We start from the raw sequence: 20,760 nt of genomic DNA, 5'->3' as shown, positions 1-20,760 counted from the left end.
CCACCGGGGCGGGCGCCCTGGGCCGGGCCGCCACCGGCCGGCGCGGCCGGGGCGCCCTCTCGTCGCGGGAGGCCGTGCGCCTCCCCGCTCCGGCCTCCCCCGCTCCCGCGGTCTCGCCCCGTGTGCGGGCACGCTTCGCGGGCGTCAGCCCCTTCGTCACTCCGAACGAGGACTTCTACCGTGTCGACACCGCCCTGGTCGTCCCGAAGGTGGACGCAGGCACCTGGCGCCTGCGTATCCATGGCGAGGGCGTGCCGCGGGAGCGCTTCCACACCTTCGCGGACCTCCTCGCCCGGCCGCTGGCCGAGCGGGACATCACCCTGACGTGCGTGTCGAACGAGGTGGGCGGACCCTATGTCGGCAACGCCCGCTGGCTCGGCGTGCCGCTGGCCGAACTACTCCGCGAGGCCGGGGTGGTGCCCCCCTCCCGTGGCGGCCGGGCGGACCAGCTCGTCGCCAGGTCGGTCGACGGCATGACCCTCGGCACACCCGTCGAGGACGTCATGGACGGCAGGGACGCCCTGCTCGCCGTCGCCATGAACGGCGAACCGCTGCCGTTCGCCCACGGCTTCCCGGTGCGCATGGTCGTGCCGGGACTGTACGGGTACGTCTCGGCCTGCAAGTGGATCGAGGACATCGAGCTCACCACGTTCGACGCCTACGACCCCTACTGGGTGAAGCGGGACTGGGCGGCGAAGGCACCGGTCAAGACCCAGGCACGGATCGACACCCCCAGGCCGTTCGCCCGGCCGTCCGCGGGCACGGTGACGGTCGCCGGGGTGGCCTGGGCCCAGCGCCGCGGCGTCCGGAGGGTCGAGGTACGCGTCGACGACGGACCGTGGCGGGAGGCCCGGCTGGCCGCGCAGCACACCGTCGACACCTGGCGGCAGTGGTCCTTCGCCTGGCGGGCGGACCCCGGCGACCACACCCTCGTCGTCCGTGCCACGGACGGCACGGGCGCCGTGCAGACCGAGCGGCGGGCTCCCCCCGTACCCGACGGGGCGACCGGGCACCACAGCGTGTTCGTCACGGTGCGCTGACCGCGGGTCCCGCTCCCCGCACCTGTTCCTGTTCCCGTCCTCACCTCGCCCTGCGCTCCGTCCACTTCCCGACCGCTCCCATCCGACCCCATCCCCCACACGCACAACCCCATCCACAGGCACAACCGTCAACAGGAGTCGATAACCATGAACAGCACCCCCCGTCGGCGCCGCGCCGCCCTGGCCATCGCCGCCGCGGCCGTTCTCCCGCTCTCTCTCACCGCCTGCGCGGACTCCGGTGGCGACAAGGCCGCCGAGCCCGCGGCCGGTGTCTCCGCTGCGGCTTCGTCCCCGGCGGCCCAGGCCATGGACGAGCCCTTCGGCCCGGCCTGCGCCTCCGTCCCCGAGGACGGCGCGGGCAGCTTCAAGGGCATGGCCCAGGACCCGGTCGCCACCGCGGCGTCCAACAACCCCGCCCTGTCCACCCTCGTGTCGGCCGTTCAGAAGGCCGGTCTGGTCGACACGCTCAACAACGCGCAGGACATCACCGTCTTCGCTCCGACCAACGACGCCTTCGCGAAGATCCCGAAGGCCGACCTGGACGCGGTGCTCGCGGACAAGGCCACGCTGACGAAGATCCTGACCTACCACGTGGTGGGGCAGAAGCTGACCCCGGAGCAGCTGGAGAACGGGTCGTTCGAGACCCTCCAGAAGGGAACGGTCACCACCACCGGTTCCGGCGAGTCCTACACGGTCAACGACTCGTCGACCGTGGTCTGCGGCAACGTGAAGACGGCCAACGCGACCGTCTACATCGTCGACACGGTCCTGATGCCCAAGTAGCGGCCGCGCGTGCCCGACCGGCCACCGGCGGGCAGCGCGAGCGCGCGGACGGACGCGGCGGCTCCCGCACCGGTCAGCCGGTGGGGGAGCCGCCTCGCGCGTTGCGAACACCCGGAAACGGGCGTGCTGAGGTGGGCGCAGAGCGGCAGCGCCGCTCTGCCGGCACTGCGGGGCACTCGGCTGCCGCCCGTGCGCACGGCGCGGACCCCGGGGCCGTCGGTCCGGCCTGCGCCGAAGCCCGAGTCACGTCTGCACCTCCGTCGGCCGGGCCGCGGTCTCCCTCCGCCTCCGCTCCGGCCACCGGGTCCTCGCCGTTCCCCGGAAGGCACAGCCGACGCCCCGCCGAGGACCTCCCTGGCAGCGCCTCGGTCTCCGTGCGACCGCGCGTCAGCGCGGCGTACGGGCCCCCTCCCACGGCCGCCCCGAGGTGCCCGGCTGCCGCCGCCCGGTCGGGGGACGGCGGCAGCCGGTGTCTCAGAGGGTTCCGGTGATCATGGCCGACAGGACCGTGCGCCAGTCTTCGCCGGGGCGTTCCAGGAGTTCCTCGGCCAGGGCTTCCGTGCGGTAGTGCCAGTGCTGGCGGAACGGGGAGGAAGCGGGGTCCGCTGCGGGGACGATCCGGCTGGTGCCGCCCAGCAGGCGGGTCAGTTCGGTTGCCACCTCGGCCCAGCCGACGTGACCGCCGATCGCGTTGACCACGCCGTGGACCGGGTTCTCGGCGCAGGTGACGAGGGTGCGGGCCAGCGCGGCGGCGTGTATCCAGGGGGTGCCGTACCAGCGGCCGTGCGGGAGGGGGATGGGTTCGCCCGCCCGGGCCGCCTGGAACAGGGCGCCGGTGGCGCCCCAGCGGAGCTGGTCGCGGAGGCGGTCGTGGGGGCCCCAGACGACAGGGGCACGTACGGCGCTCGCGCCCCCGCGGCCACCGGTGCCCGCCGCCTCGGCGAGCATGCGTTCGCAGTCGAGCTTGCCCTGGCCGTACGCGCTGAGGGGCTCGTGCGGGGGCGCGTCCTCCGCCACTTCGCCGGTCGGGGGCTGCCCGTACGCGTCGGTGCTGCTGACGAAGACGAAGGCGCCCTGCCGCCAGCCGTCGAGGAGGGCCCGCATCGCTGCCCGGTCCACGTCCGGTGAGGTGAAGGTGCAGGCGGCGTGGATGATGGCGGCGGTGCCTTCGGCTGCCGCGCGCAGGCTGTCGGGGTCGGCCAGGTCGCCCTCCACCACCTCGGCTCCTTCGCTCTTGACCAGGTGCGCCGACTCGGGGCGGGCGAGTGCGCGCACCGGACGCCCCCGGGCGGCCAGTTCCTCCAGCACGAACGCGCCGACACCGCCGGTGGCCCCGGTGACCAGGACGGTGCCCGGGCGCGCGGCTGCGCGGCGTACCGGGGTGGGTGCGGTGGCGGCCCGTTGCCGGGCCCGGTCGTCCAGGAGGGCCGCGAGTGCGCGCGGGGTGCGGTGTTCCATCACCTCCAGACCGGTCAGTGGCAGGCGGTGCTGCTCGCGTATGCGCTCGGCGAGCCTGACGGCCAGCAGGGAATGGCCGCCAAGGAGGAAGAAGTCGCCGTCGGGTCCTGTCGGTTCGCCCAGGAGGTCGTCGAAGGTCCGCTGTACCGACCTCGCCCGCTCGCCGGCCGGTTGTGCGGACCGGTTCGCGGGGGCTGTGACCGCCGGTGCTGTCGGGTCGCTCTGAGGGCGGGACAGTGGGCGGGCCGGGTTGGCGGAGACGCAGACCAGGATGTCCGCGAAGGTGCGCAGCAGTCGTGCGGCGGCGGTCTCGTCGATGCGGCCCCGGTCGTACTGCACGAGGCAGCGCGGGGTGCCGGGGGTGTCCTCGATGTAGAAGCCGAGGCCGAACTTGGCGCGGCCCAGGTCGATGTCGACCGGTTCGGCGTCCGTTCCCGCCAGGCGCAGGGCCAGGGGGGCGGGGAGGACGTCGGCGGTGACGGCGACGAGTGCGTCGCCGCTCCTGCCGCGAGCCGCCTCGCCCAGTTGTCCGATGATGTGGTCGAAGGGGGTGTCGCGGTGTTGCTGGGCTTCGAGCAGGGTGTCGCGGACCCGGACGAGCAGGGTGCGGAAGTCCGCCGCACCGGTCAGGTCAGTGCGTACGGGGAGGGTGTTGACGCACAGGCCGATCAGGTCACGCAGACCCGGCCGGTCCCGGTGGCTGCTCGCGCAGCCGATCGTGAGGTCCTCCTGGCCTGTGGCGTCCAGGAGGGTGGCGAACGCGGCGGCGAGGACCACGGTGAAGAGCGTGGCGTGCTGGTCGCGGCCCACCGCTCGCAGTCCGGCGAGGACCTCGGGGGCCAGTTCCTCCGCGAGTACGTGTGCCCGGCCTCTCAGGGCGGGGTCGCCGGAGCCGGGGAGGAGTGCCGGCTTCGCGCCGGTGAGGCGCTTCTTCCAGTGGGCGAGGGAGGCGCTGTCCGTGTGTTCACGGCGGGCGAAGTCGGCGTACTGCGGTGCCGGTTCGCGCAGCTGGGGGCTGCGGTCCTCTCGTATCGCGGCGTAGAGCTCCGCGAGTTCTGCGGCAAGTACGCCGAGTGAGGCGCCGTCGACCGCGATGTGGTGGAGAGTCAGCAGGACGGTCGCCTCGTCGGGTCCGTGCCGTACGACAAGTGCGCGCAGGACGGGGCCGGTCGCCAGGTCGAAGGGGGCCGCGGCCTCCCTGTGCAGTTCGGCCGGGTCGTCGACGACGCGTACCGGGACGGGGCCTGCCGGTGCGGCCTCCTGGTACGGCTCGCCGTCCTGGTGCCGGTACCGGGTGCGGAGCACGTCGTGGCGGCGGACGAGGGCGGTGAGGGCGTCGCCGAGGGCGTCCGTGTCGAGGGGGCCGCGCAGCCGGGTGGCGAAGGGCACGTTGTAGGCCGCCGGGTCCTGGCCCAGGCGGTCCATGAGCCACATGCGGTGCTGGGCACGGGAGAGCGGTGCGGGGCCTGCCGTGGCGGCGGAGGCCGGGCCGGTCGTGGCCGGCCGGGGGGGCCTGGCGGCTGCCGCGCGGCGTTCTCGTGCGCGGCGCAGCAGCTCCCGCTGGGTGTCGTGCCGTGCCGGGGGCTCTGTGGTGGTCACTGGTGCTCCCCCAGGGTGTCGCGCAGGGACTGTTCCACGAGCCGGGCCTGGCCCGCCACGGTGGGTGTGGTGAGGAACTGTGCGAGGGTCAGTTCCACGCCGAGCTCCTCGTGCAGGTCGTCGACGATGCCCAGGGCGAGCAGCGAGTGTCCGCCGAGGCCGAGGAAGTCGGCGTCCGCCCGGTCGACCTCCTGGCCCAGCGCCCTGCCCCACAGGTCGGCCACGGCCTGTTCGATGGGGGTCAGTGCGAGGGTGCTGGCGGCGGCCGGGGACGCGTGGGGCTCGTCCGCGGGCCGCTCGGCGAGCGCGCGGCGGTCGATCTTGCCGGTGCTGGTGAGCGGCAGGGCGTCGAGGAAGGACCACGTGCCGGGCACCATGTGTGCGGGCAGCAGGCCTGCGGCGTGGTCGCGGAGCGCCTCGAGGGCGGGGCGGCGGGCGGCGGGCACGACGAAGGCGGTCAGGCGGGCGTCGTCCTCCGCGTGTGACCGGACGACGACCGCGGCGTCGATGACGGCCGGATGGGTGCGCAGGGCGTGCTCGACCTCGCCGGGTTCGATGCGGAATCCGCGCACCTTGAGCTGGTCGTCGGTGCGGCCGTGGAAGTCCAGGACGCCGTCGGGGCGTGCGGAGACCAGGTCGCCGCTGCGGTAGAGACGCCCGTGCGCCGGGTGGTCGGTGAAGTGTTCGGCGGTGCGTTCGGGCCGGCCGAGGTAGCCCAGGGCGAGCCGGGGGCCGCCGATCCACAGTTCGCCCGGCGTCCCCGGGGGCGTGGTTTCACCCTTTTCATCGAGAATGTGCACGGTGGCGCCCTGGACGGGCCGGCCGATCGGCGGCGGTGCCGCGCAGTCGGCCTCGTGCACCCGGTGGGCGGTGGTGAACACGGTTGTCTCGGTCGGGCCGTAGACGTTGACGAGTTCCAGCCAGGGATGGGCACTCAGCACGGAGCGCGCGTGCTGGGCGGAGAGCGCCTCGCCGCCGACGAGGACGCTGCGCAGTACGGCGAACAGCGGGGACTGGCGGGCGGCGAGATGGTGGAAGAGCGCCGTGGTGAAGAGCGCCACGGTCGCCCCGAGCCGTTCCACGTCGCGGGACAGGTCTTCGAGTGAGCGCCGGTCGGCGGTGGAGACCACCACGGCGGCGCCGTTGGCGAGTGGCGCCCACACTTCGAACACGGAGGCGTCGAAGGTGAGCGGGGAGTGGAACAGGACTCGGTCGCGGGCCGTGAGGTCGACGAACTCGGGTGCGGCGGCGAGTGCGGCCACGGCACGGTGCGGGATCGCCACGCCCTTGGGGCGGCCTGTCGAGCCTGAGGTGTAGAGGACGTACGCGGGGGCATCGGGCTCGCAGGCGGCCGGTAGGGGCGTTTCAGCTGTTTCGTCCCGGGGCGGCGCCGTCACGTCCTGCGGCAGGTCGAGGGCCTGCTCGGCAGGGATGCCCGCGGCTTCGAGGAGTTGCTTGTCGCCGAGGGTCAGTACGGCTCCGGTGTCGGCGAGCATCGTCCGGGTGCGGGAGCGCGGGTAGTCGGCGTCGAGCGGCACATAGTGGCCGCCTGCCCACCAGACGGCGAGCTGGGCGACGACGGTCCGCACGGAGTGCGGCAGGAGCAGGCCGACCGCCTGTCCGGGGCGGACCCCGCGTGCGCGCAGGGTCCCGGCCAGCCGTCCGGCGGCCGCGGTGAGCTGTTCGTAGGTCAGGAAGGCCGTGCCGTCGGACACGGCCAGGGACCGCGGCGCGGTGTGCGCGTGGCCGGCGACGAGGGCGAGCATGCCTTCGGTGCGGCTGATGGCGGGCATCGGGGGTTCTCCTTCGGGCATGTCAGGCCCCTGCCGTGGCGGTGGGCCGCCGGGTGTCGACGAGGGCGGCGAGGCTGCGCAGGTCGGGCTGGCGCAGGACCTCGGGTGCGCGGAGCCGCACTCCGCAGGACTGCTCCAGCGCCGCCAGCAGCCGGGCGGCGAGGAGTGACGTCCCGCCCGCCGTCTGGAAGTTGTCGAGCGGATCGGGAGCGGTGCCGAGGAGTTCGCCGCACAGCCGGACGACCAGGTCCTCGGTGCTCTCCGCGGCGTCGGCCCGGGAGGCCTGCGCGCAGGGTGCGGTGACCGGCTGCTCCGGGGCGGCGGGCAGCGCGGCGCGGTCTATCTTCCCGTTGGCGTCGAGGGGAAAGGCGTCCACACGGTGCAGTTGCGCCGGTACGGCCTGCGCGGGAAGCCAGTCGCGGACGGCGGTCAGGAGTTCCGCGGGGGGTGCGGCCTCCTCACCCCGGGCGGGCTGGACGTACGCGGTGAGCCGGAGGAGTCCGGCGGGGCCCGGGCGGGCGATGACGGCGGCCCGGCGCACGCGGGGATCGCGTTCGAGTGCGGCCTCCACCTCGGCGGGTTCGATGCGTACGCCGCTGATCTTGACCTGGTCGTCGATGCGGCCCAGGAACTCCAGGGTGCCGTCGGCGCGCATCCGCACCCGGTCCCCGGTGCGGTAGACGCGCCGGGTGGTGTCGGCTCCGGGGGGCGGGGGGACGAAGCGCTGGGCGGTGAGGTCCGCGTCCAGGTAGCCGAGGGCCAGGCAGGTGCCGCCGATGCGCAGTTCGCCGGCCCGGCCCCGGGGCAGGGTCCGGCCCTCGTCGTCCGTCACGTACAGGACCGCGCCGTCGACCGGCCGCCCGATGGGCGGGGCGGCGGTGGTGTCCTCACGTGCGGGGTCGAGGGTGTGGAAGGTGGTCGACACGGTGGCCTCGGCCGGGCCGTACACGTTGTGGACCCTCGCGGTGACCTCGGGCGCGGGCCAGCGCCGAAGCCGGTCGCCGCCCACGACGAGATGGCGCAGGTCCGGGAGGGCGGGCCAGGGCCGCTCCAGGACGAGTTCGGCGAGCGGGGTCGGCAGGATCGCGCAGGTCACCCTGGCGCGGCGCCACCAGCCGGTGAGCGCCTCCGGGTCCCACCGCACGTCCTCGGGCGGCACGACCAGGGCGGCACCGGTGGTGAGGGCCGTCCACAGCTCCATGACGTGCGGGTCGAAGGCGACGCCGATCAACAGGCTGTGGCGGTCGCCGGGGCCGGAACCGGTGTGCCGCGCGTACCAGGAGAGCAGCGCGCCGAGGGAGGCTCCGCCGACGGCGACCGCTTTGGGTGTGCCGGTCGAACCCGAGGTGAGGACGGCGTAGAACGTTCCTTCGGGCGCGGTGGCCCGCCCGTCCTGTGCGGGGGTGAACACGGCCACCGTGTCGGCCGGGGCGTTCGCGCCCGCGGAGGGCAGGGGCAGCGGCAGACGCACCCCGCCCCGGTGTGTGGTGGGCAGGGTCGCCGGGGCGCCCACGAGGCAGGTGACGTGCAGCCGTTCGGTGACGGCGGCGAGGCGCCGGTCACCGGGTCGGGGGCCCAGCGGCAGGCAGACGGCGCCGAGCCGGGCGAGGGCGACGGTGAGGGCGACGAGCGCCGCCGACCGGTCCAGGCACACGCCGACGAGGTCGCCGGGGCGCACCCGGCTGCGCAGCGCGTCGGCCGTCCGGTCGGCGAGCGCGTCCAGCTCGGCGTAGGTCCAGGTCAGTTCGCCGTCCTCGACGGCGGGGGCGTGCGGGGTGGCGGTCACCCAGTGGCGGAACCGGGCGAGCACGTCGAAGGGTTCGGCGGCCGCGCCCTGTTCGACGCTGAGCCGCTGCTCACTTGTGGTGTTCATCAGTCTTCGGTCTTCCGTTCGTGGTGGCGGCGCGGCTCAGCCCAGGCCCATGGCCCGGGCGACGATGACCTTCTGGATCTCGGAGGTTCCTTCGATGATCGTCATCATCCGGACGTACCGGTACAGGAACTCCAGGGGGTGTCCGCGCACCCAGCCGGTCGCGCCGTGCACCTGGAGGGCGCGGTCCACGACGCGGACGGCGGTCTCGGAGGAGGTGAGTTTGGCGAGGGCGGCGTTCTCGGGTGCCTCGGTGCCCTCGTCGACGAGCCGGGCACAGGCGAGGGTGAGCAGTTTGGCCGTCTCCACGTCGGCGCGGCTGCTGACCAGGTGCTCCTGGACATGCTGGTACGCGCCGATGCGCTCCCCGAAGGCGCGGCGCTCCCGCGCGTAGGCGATGCCCTGCGCCAGGGCGTGTTCCGCGATGCCGTTGCACATGGCGGCGACGACCAGTCGGCCCCGGGAGAGGCTGTCGATGCCGTTGCCCAGGGCGGCGCCGACGCCGTTCTCGCCGCCGATCACGGCGTCGGCGGGTACGCGCAGGCCGTCGAGGAGCAGTTCGAACATGGGCTCGCCGGACATGCCCTCGTAGCGCTGGCCGATGCGCAGCCCGGGGTTGTCCATGCCGACGACGAACGCGGTGGCCTCGCCGTCGACGGAGGCGACCACCAGGGCGAAGTCGGCGCGGTCGGCGTTGCTGACGAACGTCTTGCGTCCGCGGAGGGTCCACTCGCCGGTGCTCTCGTCGCGCCGGGCGGTGGTGGTGAGGTGGAACGCGTCGGAACCGGCGTGGGGTTCGGTGAGGGCGAGGCAGCGCGCCGCCTCGCCGCGCACCAGGGGCACCAGGTATCGGGTGATCTGTTCCTCGGTGCCGTGCAGCAGCAGCGGGCTCGGGCCGTCGGAGCCGGCCAGCGCGTAGGCGGCGAGGGGGCAGCCGCTGCGCCCGGCGGCGTGGTGCAGCAGGACGACGGCGGTGAACGGCATGCCGGAGCCGCCGAGTTCCTCGGGGTAGTCGCCCGCGTAGAAGCCCAGGGCGGCGGAGCGGCGGCGTACGTACGCGCGCAGTTCGGCCGGGGGGAGGTCGGCGGTCTCGGGCAGTTCGGCGGCCAGGGGCTCCAGTTCGCGGCGGATGAACGACTCGAAGGAGGCCACGAGTTCGCGGTGGTCCTGTTCCAGGACGGAGGACGGGGCCGATCCGGTGGCCGTGGGGGTGCTCATCGCGCGGCCACCTCGCGAACGGCGCGGGCCTGGTCGGCCAGGACCGGGTTCTGGAACAGCACGCGCAGGGGCGGCCTCCCGCCGATCCGGGGTTCCAGCCAGGCGGCGAGCTGAGCGGCGAGCAGGGAGTGGCCGCCGACCTGGAAGAAGTGCGACGCGGGTGTGAAGTCCGTGTGGCCCAGTACCTCCCGCCAGCCGTCCGCGAGCAGCGCGATGTCCGGATCGGCGGGCTGCACGGCCGCGCTGTGCTCCTGGTCCGGCGGCAGGTCGGTGAGCATACGGGTCAGAGCGTGCCGGTTCGCCTTGCCGCCGGGCAGGGTGGGCATGGAGTCCAGCCGTACCCAGCGGCCCGGGACCAGGGCGGCGGGCAGCCGCGCGGACAGGGCGGTGTGCAGCGACGGCTGGTCCGGCTCGGCCGCCGCCTGGAGGAAGCCGATCAGGCGGGGGCCCGCCGGGCCTTCGCGGTCGAGGACCACCGCGCAGGGCGCGCCGCCCAGTTCGGCCGAGGCCGCGGCCTCGACCTCCTCCAGCTCGATGCGGTAGCCGCGCAGTTTGATCTGGTTGTCGCGGCGTCCGAGGAAGCACACCCGGCCCTGCGTGTCGCGGTAGCCGAGGTCGCCGGTGAGGTAGGCCGGTGTGCCGCCAAGGGCGGGGACGCTCACGAACCGGGCGCGGGTCGTCTCCTCGTCGTGGAGGTAGCCCTGCGCGACACCGGTGCCGGAGACGGCGAGTTCTCCGACGGCGCCGTCGGGCAGAGGGTGCAGTCCGGTGTCGAGGACGTGGACGTGGACTCCGGGCAGCTCGGTGCCCAGCGGGACTTCGGCGCCTTCGGTGAGGTCGTCGGGGCTGACGTGGTGGACGGTGGAGGTGACGGCGGCCTCGGTGACGCCGTAGGCGTTGAGGACGGTCGCGTCGGTGGCGTGGAGGATCGCGCGCAGGGCGTCGACGGGGAGCCGTTCGCCGCCGACGACGAGCAGACGCGGGGTGAAGCGGCCGTCGGCCAGGGCCTCGCACAGTTCGGCGCGTACCGCGAGCAGATAGCTGGTGGGCAGGTTGGCCACAGTGACCCGGCGCGCGGACAGCACGGCGACCAGCTCGGAGGCGGTGGGCACCTCGCGCCGCGGCGCGATGAGGCAGGCCCCGGCCGCGAGGGAGGGCAGCACCTCTTCGAGCGCCACGTCGAACGAGGGCTGTGCGAACAGCAGGACCCGGTCCTCGGGGTTCAGCCCGTACCGGGTCAGGGTGCCCGTCACATGGTTGGCCAGGGCCGCACGGCCGACCGCCACCGGCTTCGGAAGCCCGGTCGAGCCGGACGTGTGGATGACGTACGCGGTGTCCTGGAGCGGCCTGGCCGGTCGGGCTGCCGGGAAGTCCCCGCCGTCCAGCAGCGCCACGGGCAGGCCCTCGGCGGGCAGGGACAGCGCGCTCTCCCGGGTGGCCAGCACGAGGGCGGGCTCCAGCCTGTGCAGCAGCGTCTCCAGGCGGGCGGTGGGGTCGTTGGGGGACAGCGGGCAGTAGGCGGCGCCCAGGCGCAGGCAGGCCAGCAGGGTCAGCACGCTCTCGGTGCCGCGCGGCAGGACCGCCGCGACCGGCTGGCCCTCGGTCACGCCCGCGGTGCGGAGCTTGGAGACCAGTTCGCCGACCAGGCGGTCGAGTTCGCCGTAGGTGAGGCGGCGGGCGCCGCTGACGAGCGCGGGGCGGGCCGGGTCCAGGCGGGGCAGCGGGTCGAGGACGGCGAGGTCGGCCGGGTGGGGTGCCCGGGGTGCGGGGGCGGTCTCCGGTTCCGTCGCCGGGCTCGCCGCGGCGGTCGCGGGAGCCTCGTCCCCGGGTGCGCCGAGTGCGGCCAGGTGTGTGGCCGGGGCGTCGAGGTAGGCCCGTACGAGCGTTTCGAAGCGCTGCATGAGGAGCCGTACTGTCCGCTCCTCGAACAGGTCGCGGTCGTAGTCCCACACCAGGGTCATCCCGGCCGTCCCCTGGCGCGTGCCGACCGTGCGGCGGTCGTCGGGTATGAGGACGACGTCGAGGTCGAACCGGGTGGTGCCGGTGTTGAAGCCCTCGAACAGCGACACCTCCAGGTCGGGTACCTCGATCTCCGGCAGTGGTGCGTCGTGGGCGCTGAACATGACGCTGAACAGGGGGTTGTCCGCGCCGCCGGTGTGCAGGCCGAGCGCCCGGGTCAGCTCCTGGACCGGGACCTCCTGGTGCGGCAGGGCCCGGATGAGGGTGTCGGTCACGTCGTCGACGGCTGCACCGGCCTGGTCCTGCGGGGTGAGCCTCAGGCGCAGCGGGATGGTGTTGACGAACATGCCGACGGTCTGCTCGAAGCCCTCGGGCCGGTTGCCGACAGCCGTGCCGACGACCAGGTCGGCGCGCCCGCTGTGGCGGCGCAGCAGTTCCGCGTAGAGCGTCAGGAGGGTGGAGAACGGGGTGTGGCCCTGCGTGCGGCAGCGGGCGCGCAGCCGTTCCGCGAGGTCGGCCGGGATCGTCTGGCGCAGCTGGCCGCCCGCGTGCCGCCGCTGGACGGCCGGGCGTGTCAGGCCGGGGAGCGGCAGGTCGAAGGCGGCGTCCTTCAGTTCGGCCGTCCAGTGGGCGAGGCTCGCGGTGTGCGCGCGGGTGGCTGCGGCGCGGGCGTGCTCCTCGTACGAGCGGGTCGTGGGGAGGTCGGCGCTCTCGCGGTCGGCCCGGGCACGGTAGACGGAGAACACGTCGCGCAGCAGGATCGCGAAGGAGTGCCCGTCGTGGATGAGGTGGTGCTCGACGTGGACGAGCCGGTGACGGGTGTCCCCGAGGGTCACCAGGCACCAGCGGAGCAGCGGGGCCTCGAAGGTGTCCAGGGGCGCTTCGGCCTCTGTCCTCAGCAGTGCGGCGAACGCGGCCTCGGGGTCCGCCTCGCCGGTGAGGTCGACGGTCCGCAGGCGTGGGGAGCACTGTTCGCGCACTCTCTGGCCGGGTATGCCGCCGGGTCGGCCGACGAGTTCGAGGCGGAGTCCGGGGTGGCGGCGGAGGGCGCTGGCCAGGCCGTCGCGCAGTGCGGTCTCGTCGAGTGGTCCGCGCAGGTCGATGGTGGCGGTGAAGTTGTAGGCACGGCTGCCGGGGAGCATCTGCTCGTGCAGCCAGACGATCTCCTGCGACGGAGAGAGTGCGAACATGGTCTGTCCTTCGGATGGTGGATGAGGAACGGCCGGACCACCGCGCGCCGGTCGGGAGGGCGGGGCCGGTGAGGGACGCGCACCGGCCCTATGGGGCCAGGGCGTCGAGGAGTCGGGTGAAGGCTTCCTGGGCGAGGTCGTCGGTGAGGACGGCGCGGTCCCAGGACATCCGGACGAGGAGATCGGTCCCGTACGAGACGGAGACCGCGAACGGCCCCTGGACCGGGCGGCCGTCGACATGGGTCTCGCGTCCGGTGACGCCGCCGAGGACGAGTGCGGGGCGCCGGCCGAGGTCCTCGAAGGTCAGCAGTCCGTCGAGTGCCCCGGACCAGTCGCATCCGGCGGCGCGGGCCGCCCTGGCGACCTCGTCGAACGGGGTGTCGGCGTGGTCGAGGTCGTCCCACCAGGCCGCGGGGTCGGCGCCGGGCGCGGCCGGGTGGACGACGGTGTTGAGGAAGCAGCCCGGTACATGCGGCGCGGCGGCGGGCCGCCCGCCCCACGGGTAGCCCAGCGCGGGCAGGCGGTCGGGGCCGTACAGCGCGTGCGCGGCGGCGGTGCAGGCGTCGAGCAGTACGGGAAAGGCCGTGGCCCGGTGGCCGCCGTCACCGACCGGCAGCCGGGCCAGGGCCGCCCCGGCGGTCTGTCCCCCGTCGGCCCGGCGGGCGGGGGCGGCGGGCCGGAGCGGGGCCAGGCGCCGGGCCCAGTAGGCGAGGGCCTCGGGGTTGGACGCGCGTGCTTCGGCGTCGAGCTGGAGCCGTACGGCCTCACGGTAGTCCTGGAGCGCCGCGGCGGCGGCCCTCGGTTCGATGTCCTCGGGTGCGAGGCGGTCGCGGTAGGCGGCGGACAGGTCGGCCAGGACGGTGCCGAGGGAGTGTTCGTCGCATACGGCGTGGTCCAGGGCGATGGCAAGGATCTCCTCGGGTCCGTCGTCGGCCACGTACAGCCGCAGGGGCGGACCCTCGGCGGGCCAGGCGGTCAGTGTGCGCAGCAGGGTGTCCGACGCGCCCTCGCCCGGCCGTCGCGAGGTGCGCCGCACGTCCGCGACCGGGTCGCCCATGCGCTGGACGGGGGTGCCGTGCACGGTCTCGGGGCGGGCGCGGAGTGCGGGGTGGGCGGCGGCCAGCCGGTTCGCCGCGGTGCGCAGGCGTGCCAGGTCGAGTGTGCCGGAGGGGAACGTGAAGAAGACCGGAACGACGGCCGGGCGGCCGTGGGGGTCCATGCGGCGGGCCAGCAGGAAGCGGCGCTGGGCTCCGGTGACGGGAAGGAGTGTGTCGGTGGCCAGTCGGCGGTAGCGGGACAGGTAGTGCGTGGTGATGTTGCTGGGCTGCACAGTGGCCTTTCGTGTGCTGTGCGGTGTGCCGGGGGCTTCCGGTGGTTCCGGCGCCTCGGGTGCTTCCGGTGCGTCGCGCGTCTCAGGAGTACGTGCCGGCCGCGTCGTCCGGGTGTGGTGCCGGTGGCAGGTCGCGCATCCGGCGCAGCGGGGAGAACAGCAGCGGCAGCGGTACGAGCAGCAGGCCGGCCGCGCAGACCCACAGCGCGGTACGGGGACCGGCGGCCTCGGCGACGGCGCCGCCCGCCAGCCCGCCGAGCGGCAGGGTGCCCCACACCATGAAGCGCATGGTGGCGTTCATCCGGCCGAGCAGAGCGTCGGGGCAGAGCGTCTGACGGAAGCTCACCTGGGCCACGTTGTAGACGACGCCGCCGAAGAACACGACCGCGGAGGCGAGCGCGAACCAGACCGCCGCGAGGCCAGGGCCGGCGAGCGGCCACAGCAGGGCGAACGGCCCGGTCACGAGCGGGGAGAGCCAGATCGCCCGGGCCTGGCCCAGCCGGCGTGCGAGTGCGCCCGCGCACAGGGCTCCGGCCAGGCCGCCCACGGCCTCGGCGGAGAACATCAGCCCGAGCACGCCCGGCGGCAGGCCGAGGACCCGGATCAGGAACACCGTCTGGACGGCCAGGAGCATGGCCGTGAAGAGGTTCGCCACCGCGGTGGCCAGGGCGATCATCCGCAGGACCGGCTGGCGCAGTACGAACGCCAGACCTTCGGCGACCTGGGCGCGCAGCGAGGTGTCGGGGGCGGGGCCGGGCTGCGGCTCGGGCACCCGGATCCGGCTGAGGAACCACGCCGACGCCACATAGCTCAACGCGTCCGCCGCCACCGCGAGCGGGGCGCCGAGCAGTTGTACCAGCCCGCCGCCGAGGCCGGGGCCGGCGACCTGGGCGGAGGAACGTACCGTCTCCAGCGCTCCGTTGCCCGCCACGAGCTGTTCCCGGTCGAGGACGCGCGGCAGGAAGCTCTGGTGGGCGACGTCGAAGAAGACCGTCGCGATTCCGGTGACGAGCGCCACGGCGTACAGCTGTGCCATCGTCAGGACCCCGGCCAGGCCAGCCGCCGGGACGCTGCCGACGGCCGCGGCCCGCACGAGGTCGGCGCGGATCAGCAGCGGCAGCCGTCGCATGCGGTCCACCCATGCTCCCGCGGGCAGGCCGATCAGCAGGAAGGCGGCGGTCTCGGCGGTGGTGAGCAGCCCGACCTCGAAGGCGGAGGCCTCGAGTCGCAGGACGGCGACGAGCGGCAGGGCGATCAGCGTCACCTGTGCCCCGACCTGGCTCGCGGCGGCGCCGGAGAGCAGCAGCCGGAAATCGCGGCGTCGTAAGGGCCCCGCCGTCGCGGCCCGTTGAGGTGAGTACACGCGCCGAGATTGACGATGAAGGTGTTTATGGTCAAAGAGTTGCAGAGAGTTCCGGACATTTTCTGCTTTGTCAGCCGGTATCACGATCGGCCAGCCGGTGGACCGGTGGTGTCGGACGGCTGAACCTGCACCGTCGCGGGGCGGTCACAGACGGTGGCACGGGCACCCACGCACCATGTTGATCAAGTAGGCGTGAAATCGCTGCCCCGTTCGAACACGAGTTGATTCCGCAGGTGAGGTCGGCTTAGGGGCGGTGAGCGGAACTCCCGGCGGGCCGACGCGCGGCTCGCCGGGGCGGGGACCGGTGCGGCACACCGGACGGGCAGACCCGCCTCGGAGGTGTCTGGTGCACGACCCTGACCGCGCGGCCCGTCCCGGCTGTTGCGCCCGTCCTGCCCTCCTGTCCCGGCCGTCCTGCCCGTTCGGTGGCACGCCGGTGCGCCGGGCGTCGCCGCTCGGGCCGTGCGGCGCCCTGTGTGCTCCGTTCTTCCCGGCCCCGGCACGGAGCGGGCCGATCAGATCGATGCGTTCAGCGGCATCGCGGTGCGGGAACGGCCCGCGCCCGGACGGGGGCTGAGCGCCCCGCCGGTCGGCACCGTCACCCGCGCGGGCCTGTCGGGGGCGGGGAAGAACCGGCTGCCTGTGGGCGGCGCCGGCTGTGACGTCGCCGATCCGACGGTGCCGGTGCATCCCTCGGCCCGGCACGTCGAGGAGGCCGGGCCCCTCGGAGCTCAGGGCGGCGCGTCGAGGACCCGCTCGGCGTGACGGGCGCGCAGGGCCGCCCGGCCGTTGCCGCCCTGCGTGGACGACGCGCGTGGTGCTCGCGCGCGCGGGCCGTCGCCCTCGCTCCGGGAGGGGTCCGGCGTGCGGGCGGGCGGGAGTCCGGGCCCCCGCTGCGTACGGCGGTCTCGAAACCGGTGCGGGCGGCCAGGGCGACCTCGTGGCCCGCTCGTCACGGCCGGGTTCCGAGTGCCGTGCGGGGCAGGGCTGTTCCCGTGGAGCCCGCTGTCGCCACCGGTGTCCGCGCGGTCGGATACGCCCTGCCCGTCCGGCTCAGACGAGGCGGCGGATGTCGCCGCGCACTCGGTAGAAGCCGCCCGAGGCGGCGTGCAGGGCGTCGACCACGTAACGGGCTCCCGGCTCGCGTATGGCGCGCGGGAACTGGACGTTCCAGGACGGCTCGTAGCCTTCGGAGACGACGTGGACGCGGAGGCGGCCGTGGTGCTGGACGCATTCGACGACGATCGCTCCGGCGGATGCCTGGGTGACGGTGGTCACGGCGCCGGCGGCGGTGGCGGGGACATAGGTGGGAAGGGCGGCCGCGAGCTTGACGTCGCGGGCGACGGGGACCGTGCCCTGCTGGGCGGCGGTGACGGCGGACTCGCTCGCATCGATGCAGACGAGGGAGCCGTCCGTGGTGACGAGGTAGAGGCGGTCGTCGCGGTACTGCATGGACAGGGCCGAGCCGCCGCCCGTGCCGAGCTTCCACAGGCGTGTGCCGTCGCGGTCGAAGCAGTAGACGGAGGACGCGGCGTCGCCGGCGAAGACGAACCGGCCGCCGGGCGAGGTCGCGCACGAGTACACGGCACTGTCACAGGTGTAGGTGGCCTCGATCGTGCCGGTGCTCTTCGACAGGCGCTGGACCACGCGGTGGGCGGTTCCGGCGTAGACGGCGTCGCTCTCCTGCCAGCCGAACAGGACGCCGCCGCGGGTGGGGGTGTGCCAGAGTTCGCCGCCGCCGTCGGGCGCGTAGGCGGTGACGCCGCGGTGGTGGCCGTGGTAGACGGCGCGGTCGTCGGCGCGGACCATCCAGGCGTGTTCGCCCTGGCTGCGGCGGGCCCACTGGTGTTCGTCCTCGTGGTCGATGACGGTGAGTCGGCCGTCGCGGTCGGAGACGTTCAGAACGCCTTCGTGGATGTCGAGCCAGAAGATGTCGACGTCCGCAGCGATGTCGTACGCGGCGAAGGGCAGCTTCGAGGAGAGGTCGTAGACCTTGCCGTCGTCGCAGCCGGCGTAGATCCAGAAGTCGTCGGCGACCAGGCACTTGACGCCGTCCGGCAGGCTGAACCGGGCGCGCACGCCGCCGTCGTGGTCCAGGGTGTAGACGTCGCCGGCCTGGTTGCCGACCCAGCAGTGCTCGTCGTCGACGTGGATGCCGAAGGCGGAGGAGCCGGTGCGGAACCGCCAGAGGACGGGGGCCACGGCGCGGGCGGTGGAGGGGGCCGAGGTTACCTGACGGCGGGTCACCGCGCGCGGGGCGCGCTGCCCGGGGACGGCCGGGGCGTATCCCTTGCGGACCTTCTCCCCGACCTTCTTCGCGGCGGCGGCCCGGGCCTTCTCCGCGGTGGGGAACGTCGTCGTCTGGGTCTGTCCGGCGGCGCCGATCCGTCCGTAGCGGACCGTCACGGTCAGGCCGTCGACAATCACTTCGTAGAACTTGTGGGCGCCACCGCCGTCCTGCGACAGCTCCAGGTAGGTGGTCGACACGGTGGCAGCAGCAGACATGGAGGTCCCTCCCCAGGGCGGACCCGCGGCCGTTCCGGCGGGTCCCACTGATCACACCGTAGGGGGCACCACTGACAGTCCCGCGGAGCGGCGGAGACGGGGCAGACCCCACCCGGTCCCGGCCTGGGCGCCCGGGACCGGAGCTTCGCCAGGCAGAGGGGAACTGCGGTGTGGACGTGCGAGAGGTGCCGGGAGCAGGGCGGGAACGCGCTGGCCGCGGTCTGCGGGGAGCGGCCGGGGGCCGCTCCGGCGGCGGGGAGACGCCGGCGGCGGGCTGAGGCGGGCGTCAGCCGTGGGGCGGCAGTGAGGCCAGCAGGGCGGCCAGACCGCGCTCGAAGCCCCGGTCGTCGAGGGAGGCGAGGCCGCCCGGTGCGGCGCCGGCACCGTCCAGGGCCGCGGCGAGGGAGGGGTGGCCGGGGCGGTAGCCGTCCGGGGCGCGGGCGAAACCTGCGGTGAACGTCTCCAGGGCGGATCCCAGGACCAGGTAGTCGAGCGCGGCGGCGGCCTCGGCCGCCTGGGCCGGGGTGCAGCCTGCCCCGGTGAGGGTCTCCAGCAGCTTGTCGTAGCCGCGCAGGGCGCGGTCGGCCTCGACGCGGCGGCGGGCGACGAGCGCGATCACGTTCCAGTGGCGCAGGTACACCTGCCGGTAGCCACGTGCGTACACGGTGACGCCTTCGCGCCATTCGGGGTGGTCGAGCGGTGCGAGGTCGATCTCCTCGTTGATCAGCTCCGAGGCCGCGTCGAGCACGTCGTCCTTCGACGCGACGTGGTGGTAGAGCGACGCTCCGCGTACGCCGAGGCGGTCCGCGAGGGTGCGCATCTTCAGGGCCTCGGGCCCTTCCTCGGTCAGCAGTTGCAGTGCCGCGCGCGCGATGATCTCGCGGCTCAGCAGTGACCGGCTCGGTCGCCCCACGGTCGCACCCTCCCTCTCGCCACCGGTCAGGTTACCGGCCGGAAGGGGTTCACATTCGGCCAGTGGCGGATTACTGTCCCGAGCCATCGCGATACCTAACGTCGTTAGATTTATGGCTCCGAAGGCTCCGAAGGGCGATCATGACTGCTCCCCCGACATCCACCGACCGCGACGCCGCACGGCTCAGGGACCTGGGCTACCGGCAGGAGCTGCGGCGCAGCCTCGGAGTGCTCGGCAACATCTCCATGGGCTTCGCCGTGGTGTCACCGGTGGTCGCGCTGTACGCGGTGGCCATGGTCGGCACCGTCGTCGCCGGGCCGGCCTGGATCTGGGCACTGCCGGTGGTGCTGATCGGCCAGTGCCTGGTGGTGAACGTCTACTCCGAGCTGGCCTCCCAGTGGCCGCTCGCGGGCGGTCCCTACCAGTGGGGGCGCCGACTGCTCGGCCCGTCCTTCGGCTGGCTGAGCGGCTGGGTGTGGCAGTTCGCCGTGATGTTCGGCAACACGACCGTGGCCTATCTGGCGGCGCCCTGGGTGTTCGCCCTCACCGGGGTGACGCCCACGCCGGGCCGCCTGGTGGTCTGCGCGGTCGGCATCCTGCTGGTGTGCATGCTGATCAACGCGTTCGGGATCAGGGTGCTGCGTCTGTTCGTCTCGCTGGGCATAGCCGCCGAGGCGGTCGCGTCGGTCCTGGTGGGGTTCGCGCTGCTGCTGTTCTTCCGCGAGCACGGGTTCGCGCTGTTCACGCTGACCATGGGCGCCGAGGAGCTGTCGGGCGGGTCGGTGACGATGGCGTTCCTGGCCGCCGTGGCCGTCGCGGGGTGGGCGTTCATCGGCTTCGACGCATGTGTGTCGGCGTCGGAGGAGACCAGGGACGCGGGCCGTCAGGTGCCGCGCGGCATGTGGTGGGCACTGCTCAGCGTGGGCGCGGTGGTGATCCTCAACGCGATGGCGGTGGCGCTGTCGCACCCAGAGCCGGAGACGGTCGTCCTGGGCGAGGACCTCGATCCGGTGACGACCGCCGTGGCCCACTCGTTCGGCTCGTGGTCCGACAAACCCTTCGTCGTGGTGGTGCTGGTGGGGTTCCTGGCCTGTGCCATGGCCTCGCAGGGCGGCGCCGCGCGGGGGCTCTACTCGCTGGCGCGGGACGACGTCTTCCCGTTCTCCCGGTACGTGAAGAGGGTCAACCGGCGCAAGGCTCCCATCGGCGGACTGGCCGCCTCCACAGTGGTGAGCTGCGCCGGGCTGCTGCTGGGGCTGAACGCAACGGCGATCGGCAGCCTCATCGCCTTCGGGACGGCCGCGACCTTCCTGCCGTTCTTCCTGGTGGCGCTGGCTGCGCTGGTGGCCCGGCTGCGCGGGACGTGGGTGCCGTCGGGACAGGTCCGACCGGGCCGCAGGGGCACGTTCCTGAACGTGCTGGCGGTGGCGTGGACGGCGTTCGAGGTGGTGAACGTGTGCTGGCCGCGGGAGATCCTGGCCGAACCGGGTGCGCCCTGGTACCAGGTGTGGGCCGGGTTCCTCGGCACTGCGGCGACGCTGGCAGTCGGCGTCGGCTATCTGCTGGTGGCCCGGCCGCAGGACCGGCTGCGGGCGAGGGAGGAGGAGCGGCGGCAGGCCGGGGCCGGGGGCGAAGACGGGCCGGACGGTGGCAGGTCCGGTGAGGGCGGGGCCGGCGACGGCGTCACGGATGCGGGCGACGCGGGCGTGGTGGCCGACGGGGTACTGCGGCAGGCCGTC

General features: G+C 74.0%; 12 protein-coding genes and 2 pseudogenes. 4 read left to right on the top strand and 10 right to left on the bottom strand.

Features of this window, described 5'->3' with window-relative positions; translation table 11 throughout:
* Positions 1-1,040: molybdopterin-dependent oxidoreductase (locus I3F58_RS27125; protein WP_240111347.1), on the top strand; the 1,040-nt coding region annotated here is incomplete at its 5' end.
* Between the two features lie 147 nt (positions 1,041-1,187).
* On the top strand, positions 1,188-1,823 hold the full coding sequence (locus I3F58_RS27120; RefSeq protein WP_240111346.1) for a fasciclin domain-containing protein: 636 nt from the start codon (positions 1,188-1,190) through the stop codon (positions 1,821-1,823).
* A 474-nt stretch (positions 1,824-2,297) separates the two neighbouring features.
* On the opposite strand, the gene I3F58_RS27115 is transcribed toward I3F58_RS27120, so the two are convergent.
* From I3F58_RS27115 to I3F58_RS27085, 7 genes are all read right to left on the bottom strand, one after another.
* The gene (locus tag I3F58_RS27115; RefSeq protein ID WP_240111345.1) at positions 2,298-4,880 is read right to left on the bottom strand and encodes a condensation domain-containing protein; all 2,583 of its coding nucleotides are present in this window, start codon (positions 4,878-4,880) and stop codon (positions 2,298-2,300) included.
* Entirely contained in the window at positions 4,877-6,673 is a 1,797-nt protein-coding gene (locus I3F58_RS27110; protein ID WP_240111344.1) for a non-ribosomal peptide synthetase, read from the bottom strand. The genes I3F58_RS27115 and I3F58_RS27110 overlap by 4 nt, the downstream gene beginning before the upstream one ends.
* 22 nt (positions 6,674-6,695) lie before the next feature.
* Positions 6,696-8,546 (bottom strand): amino acid adenylation domain-containing protein, encoded by a 1,851-nt coding sequence (locus I3F58_RS27105; RefSeq protein WP_240111343.1) that lies wholly within the window; start codon positions 8,544-8,546, stop codon positions 6,696-6,698.
* A 36-nt stretch (positions 8,547-8,582) separates the two neighbouring features.
* Positions 8,583-9,761 carry an acyl-CoA dehydrogenase family protein gene (locus tag I3F58_RS27100; protein WP_240111342.1) on the bottom strand — a complete coding sequence of 393 codons (1,179 nt, stop codon included), beginning with the start codon at positions 9,759-9,761 and terminating at the stop codon, positions 8,583-8,585.
* A complete protein-coding gene (locus I3F58_RS27095) occupies positions 9,758-12,910 on the bottom strand; it encodes an amino acid adenylation domain-containing protein (protein WP_240111341.1) in 3,153 nt (1,050 codons plus the stop codon). The genes I3F58_RS27100 and I3F58_RS27095 overlap by 4 nt, the downstream gene beginning before the upstream one ends.
* A gap of 88 nt (positions 12,911-12,998) precedes the next feature.
* Positions 12,999-14,240: a condensation domain-containing protein gene (locus I3F58_RS27090; RefSeq protein WP_240111340.1), complete on the bottom strand. Its 1,242-nt coding sequence runs from the start codon at positions 14,238-14,240 to the stop codon at positions 12,999-13,001.
* An 82-nt stretch (positions 14,241-14,322) separates the two neighbouring features.
* The gene (locus I3F58_RS27085) at positions 14,323-15,603 is read right to left on the bottom strand and encodes an MFS transporter (protein WP_240111339.1); all 1,281 of its coding nucleotides are present in this window, start codon (positions 15,601-15,603) and stop codon (positions 14,323-14,325) included.
* Between the two features lie 462 nt (positions 15,604-16,065).
* On the opposite strand from I3F58_RS27085, the gene I3F58_RS27080 reads away from it, so the two are divergent.
* Positions 16,066-16,368 (top strand): hypothetical protein, encoded by a 303-nt coding sequence (locus I3F58_RS27080; protein WP_240111338.1) that lies wholly within the window; start codon positions 16,066-16,068, stop codon positions 16,366-16,368.
* Between the two features lie 288 nt (positions 16,369-16,656).
* On the opposite strand, the gene I3F58_RS27075 is transcribed toward I3F58_RS27080, so the two are convergent.
* Together I3F58_RS27075 and I3F58_RS27070 are read right to left on the bottom strand one after the other, a co-directional pair.
* The gene (locus I3F58_RS27075; RefSeq protein WP_240111337.1) at positions 16,657-18,108 is read right to left on the bottom strand and encodes a WGR domain-containing protein; all 1,452 of its coding nucleotides are present in this window, start codon (positions 18,106-18,108) and stop codon (positions 16,657-16,659) included.
* Between the two features lie 286 nt (positions 18,109-18,394).
* Positions 18,395-19,021, bottom strand: coding sequence for a TetR/AcrR family transcriptional regulator (locus tag I3F58_RS27070; protein WP_240111336.1), 627 nt, complete (start codon positions 19,019-19,021; stop codon positions 18,395-18,397).
* Positions 19,022-19,161: 140 nt separating this feature from the next.
* Here I3F58_RS27070 and I3F58_RS27065 point away from each other — a divergent pair.
* Positions 19,162-20,520: pseudogene (locus I3F58_RS27065) on the top strand (APC family permease); the annotation flags it as partial.
* A gap of 150 nt (positions 20,521-20,670) precedes the next feature.
* Here the strand turns inward: I3F58_RS27065 and I3F58_RS29900 are convergent.
* Positions 20,671-20,760, bottom strand: a pseudogene (locus I3F58_RS29900) (protoporphyrinogen oxidase); the annotation flags it as partial.

It is taken from the genome of Streptomyces sp. MUM 203J, from assembly GCF_022414595.1.
Taxonomy (GTDB): domain Bacteria; phylum Actinomycetota; class Actinomycetes; order Streptomycetales; family Streptomycetaceae; genus Streptomyces.
Note: the sequence above shows the minus strand (reverse complement) of the source record. Positions and strands in the feature narration are given on the sequence as shown.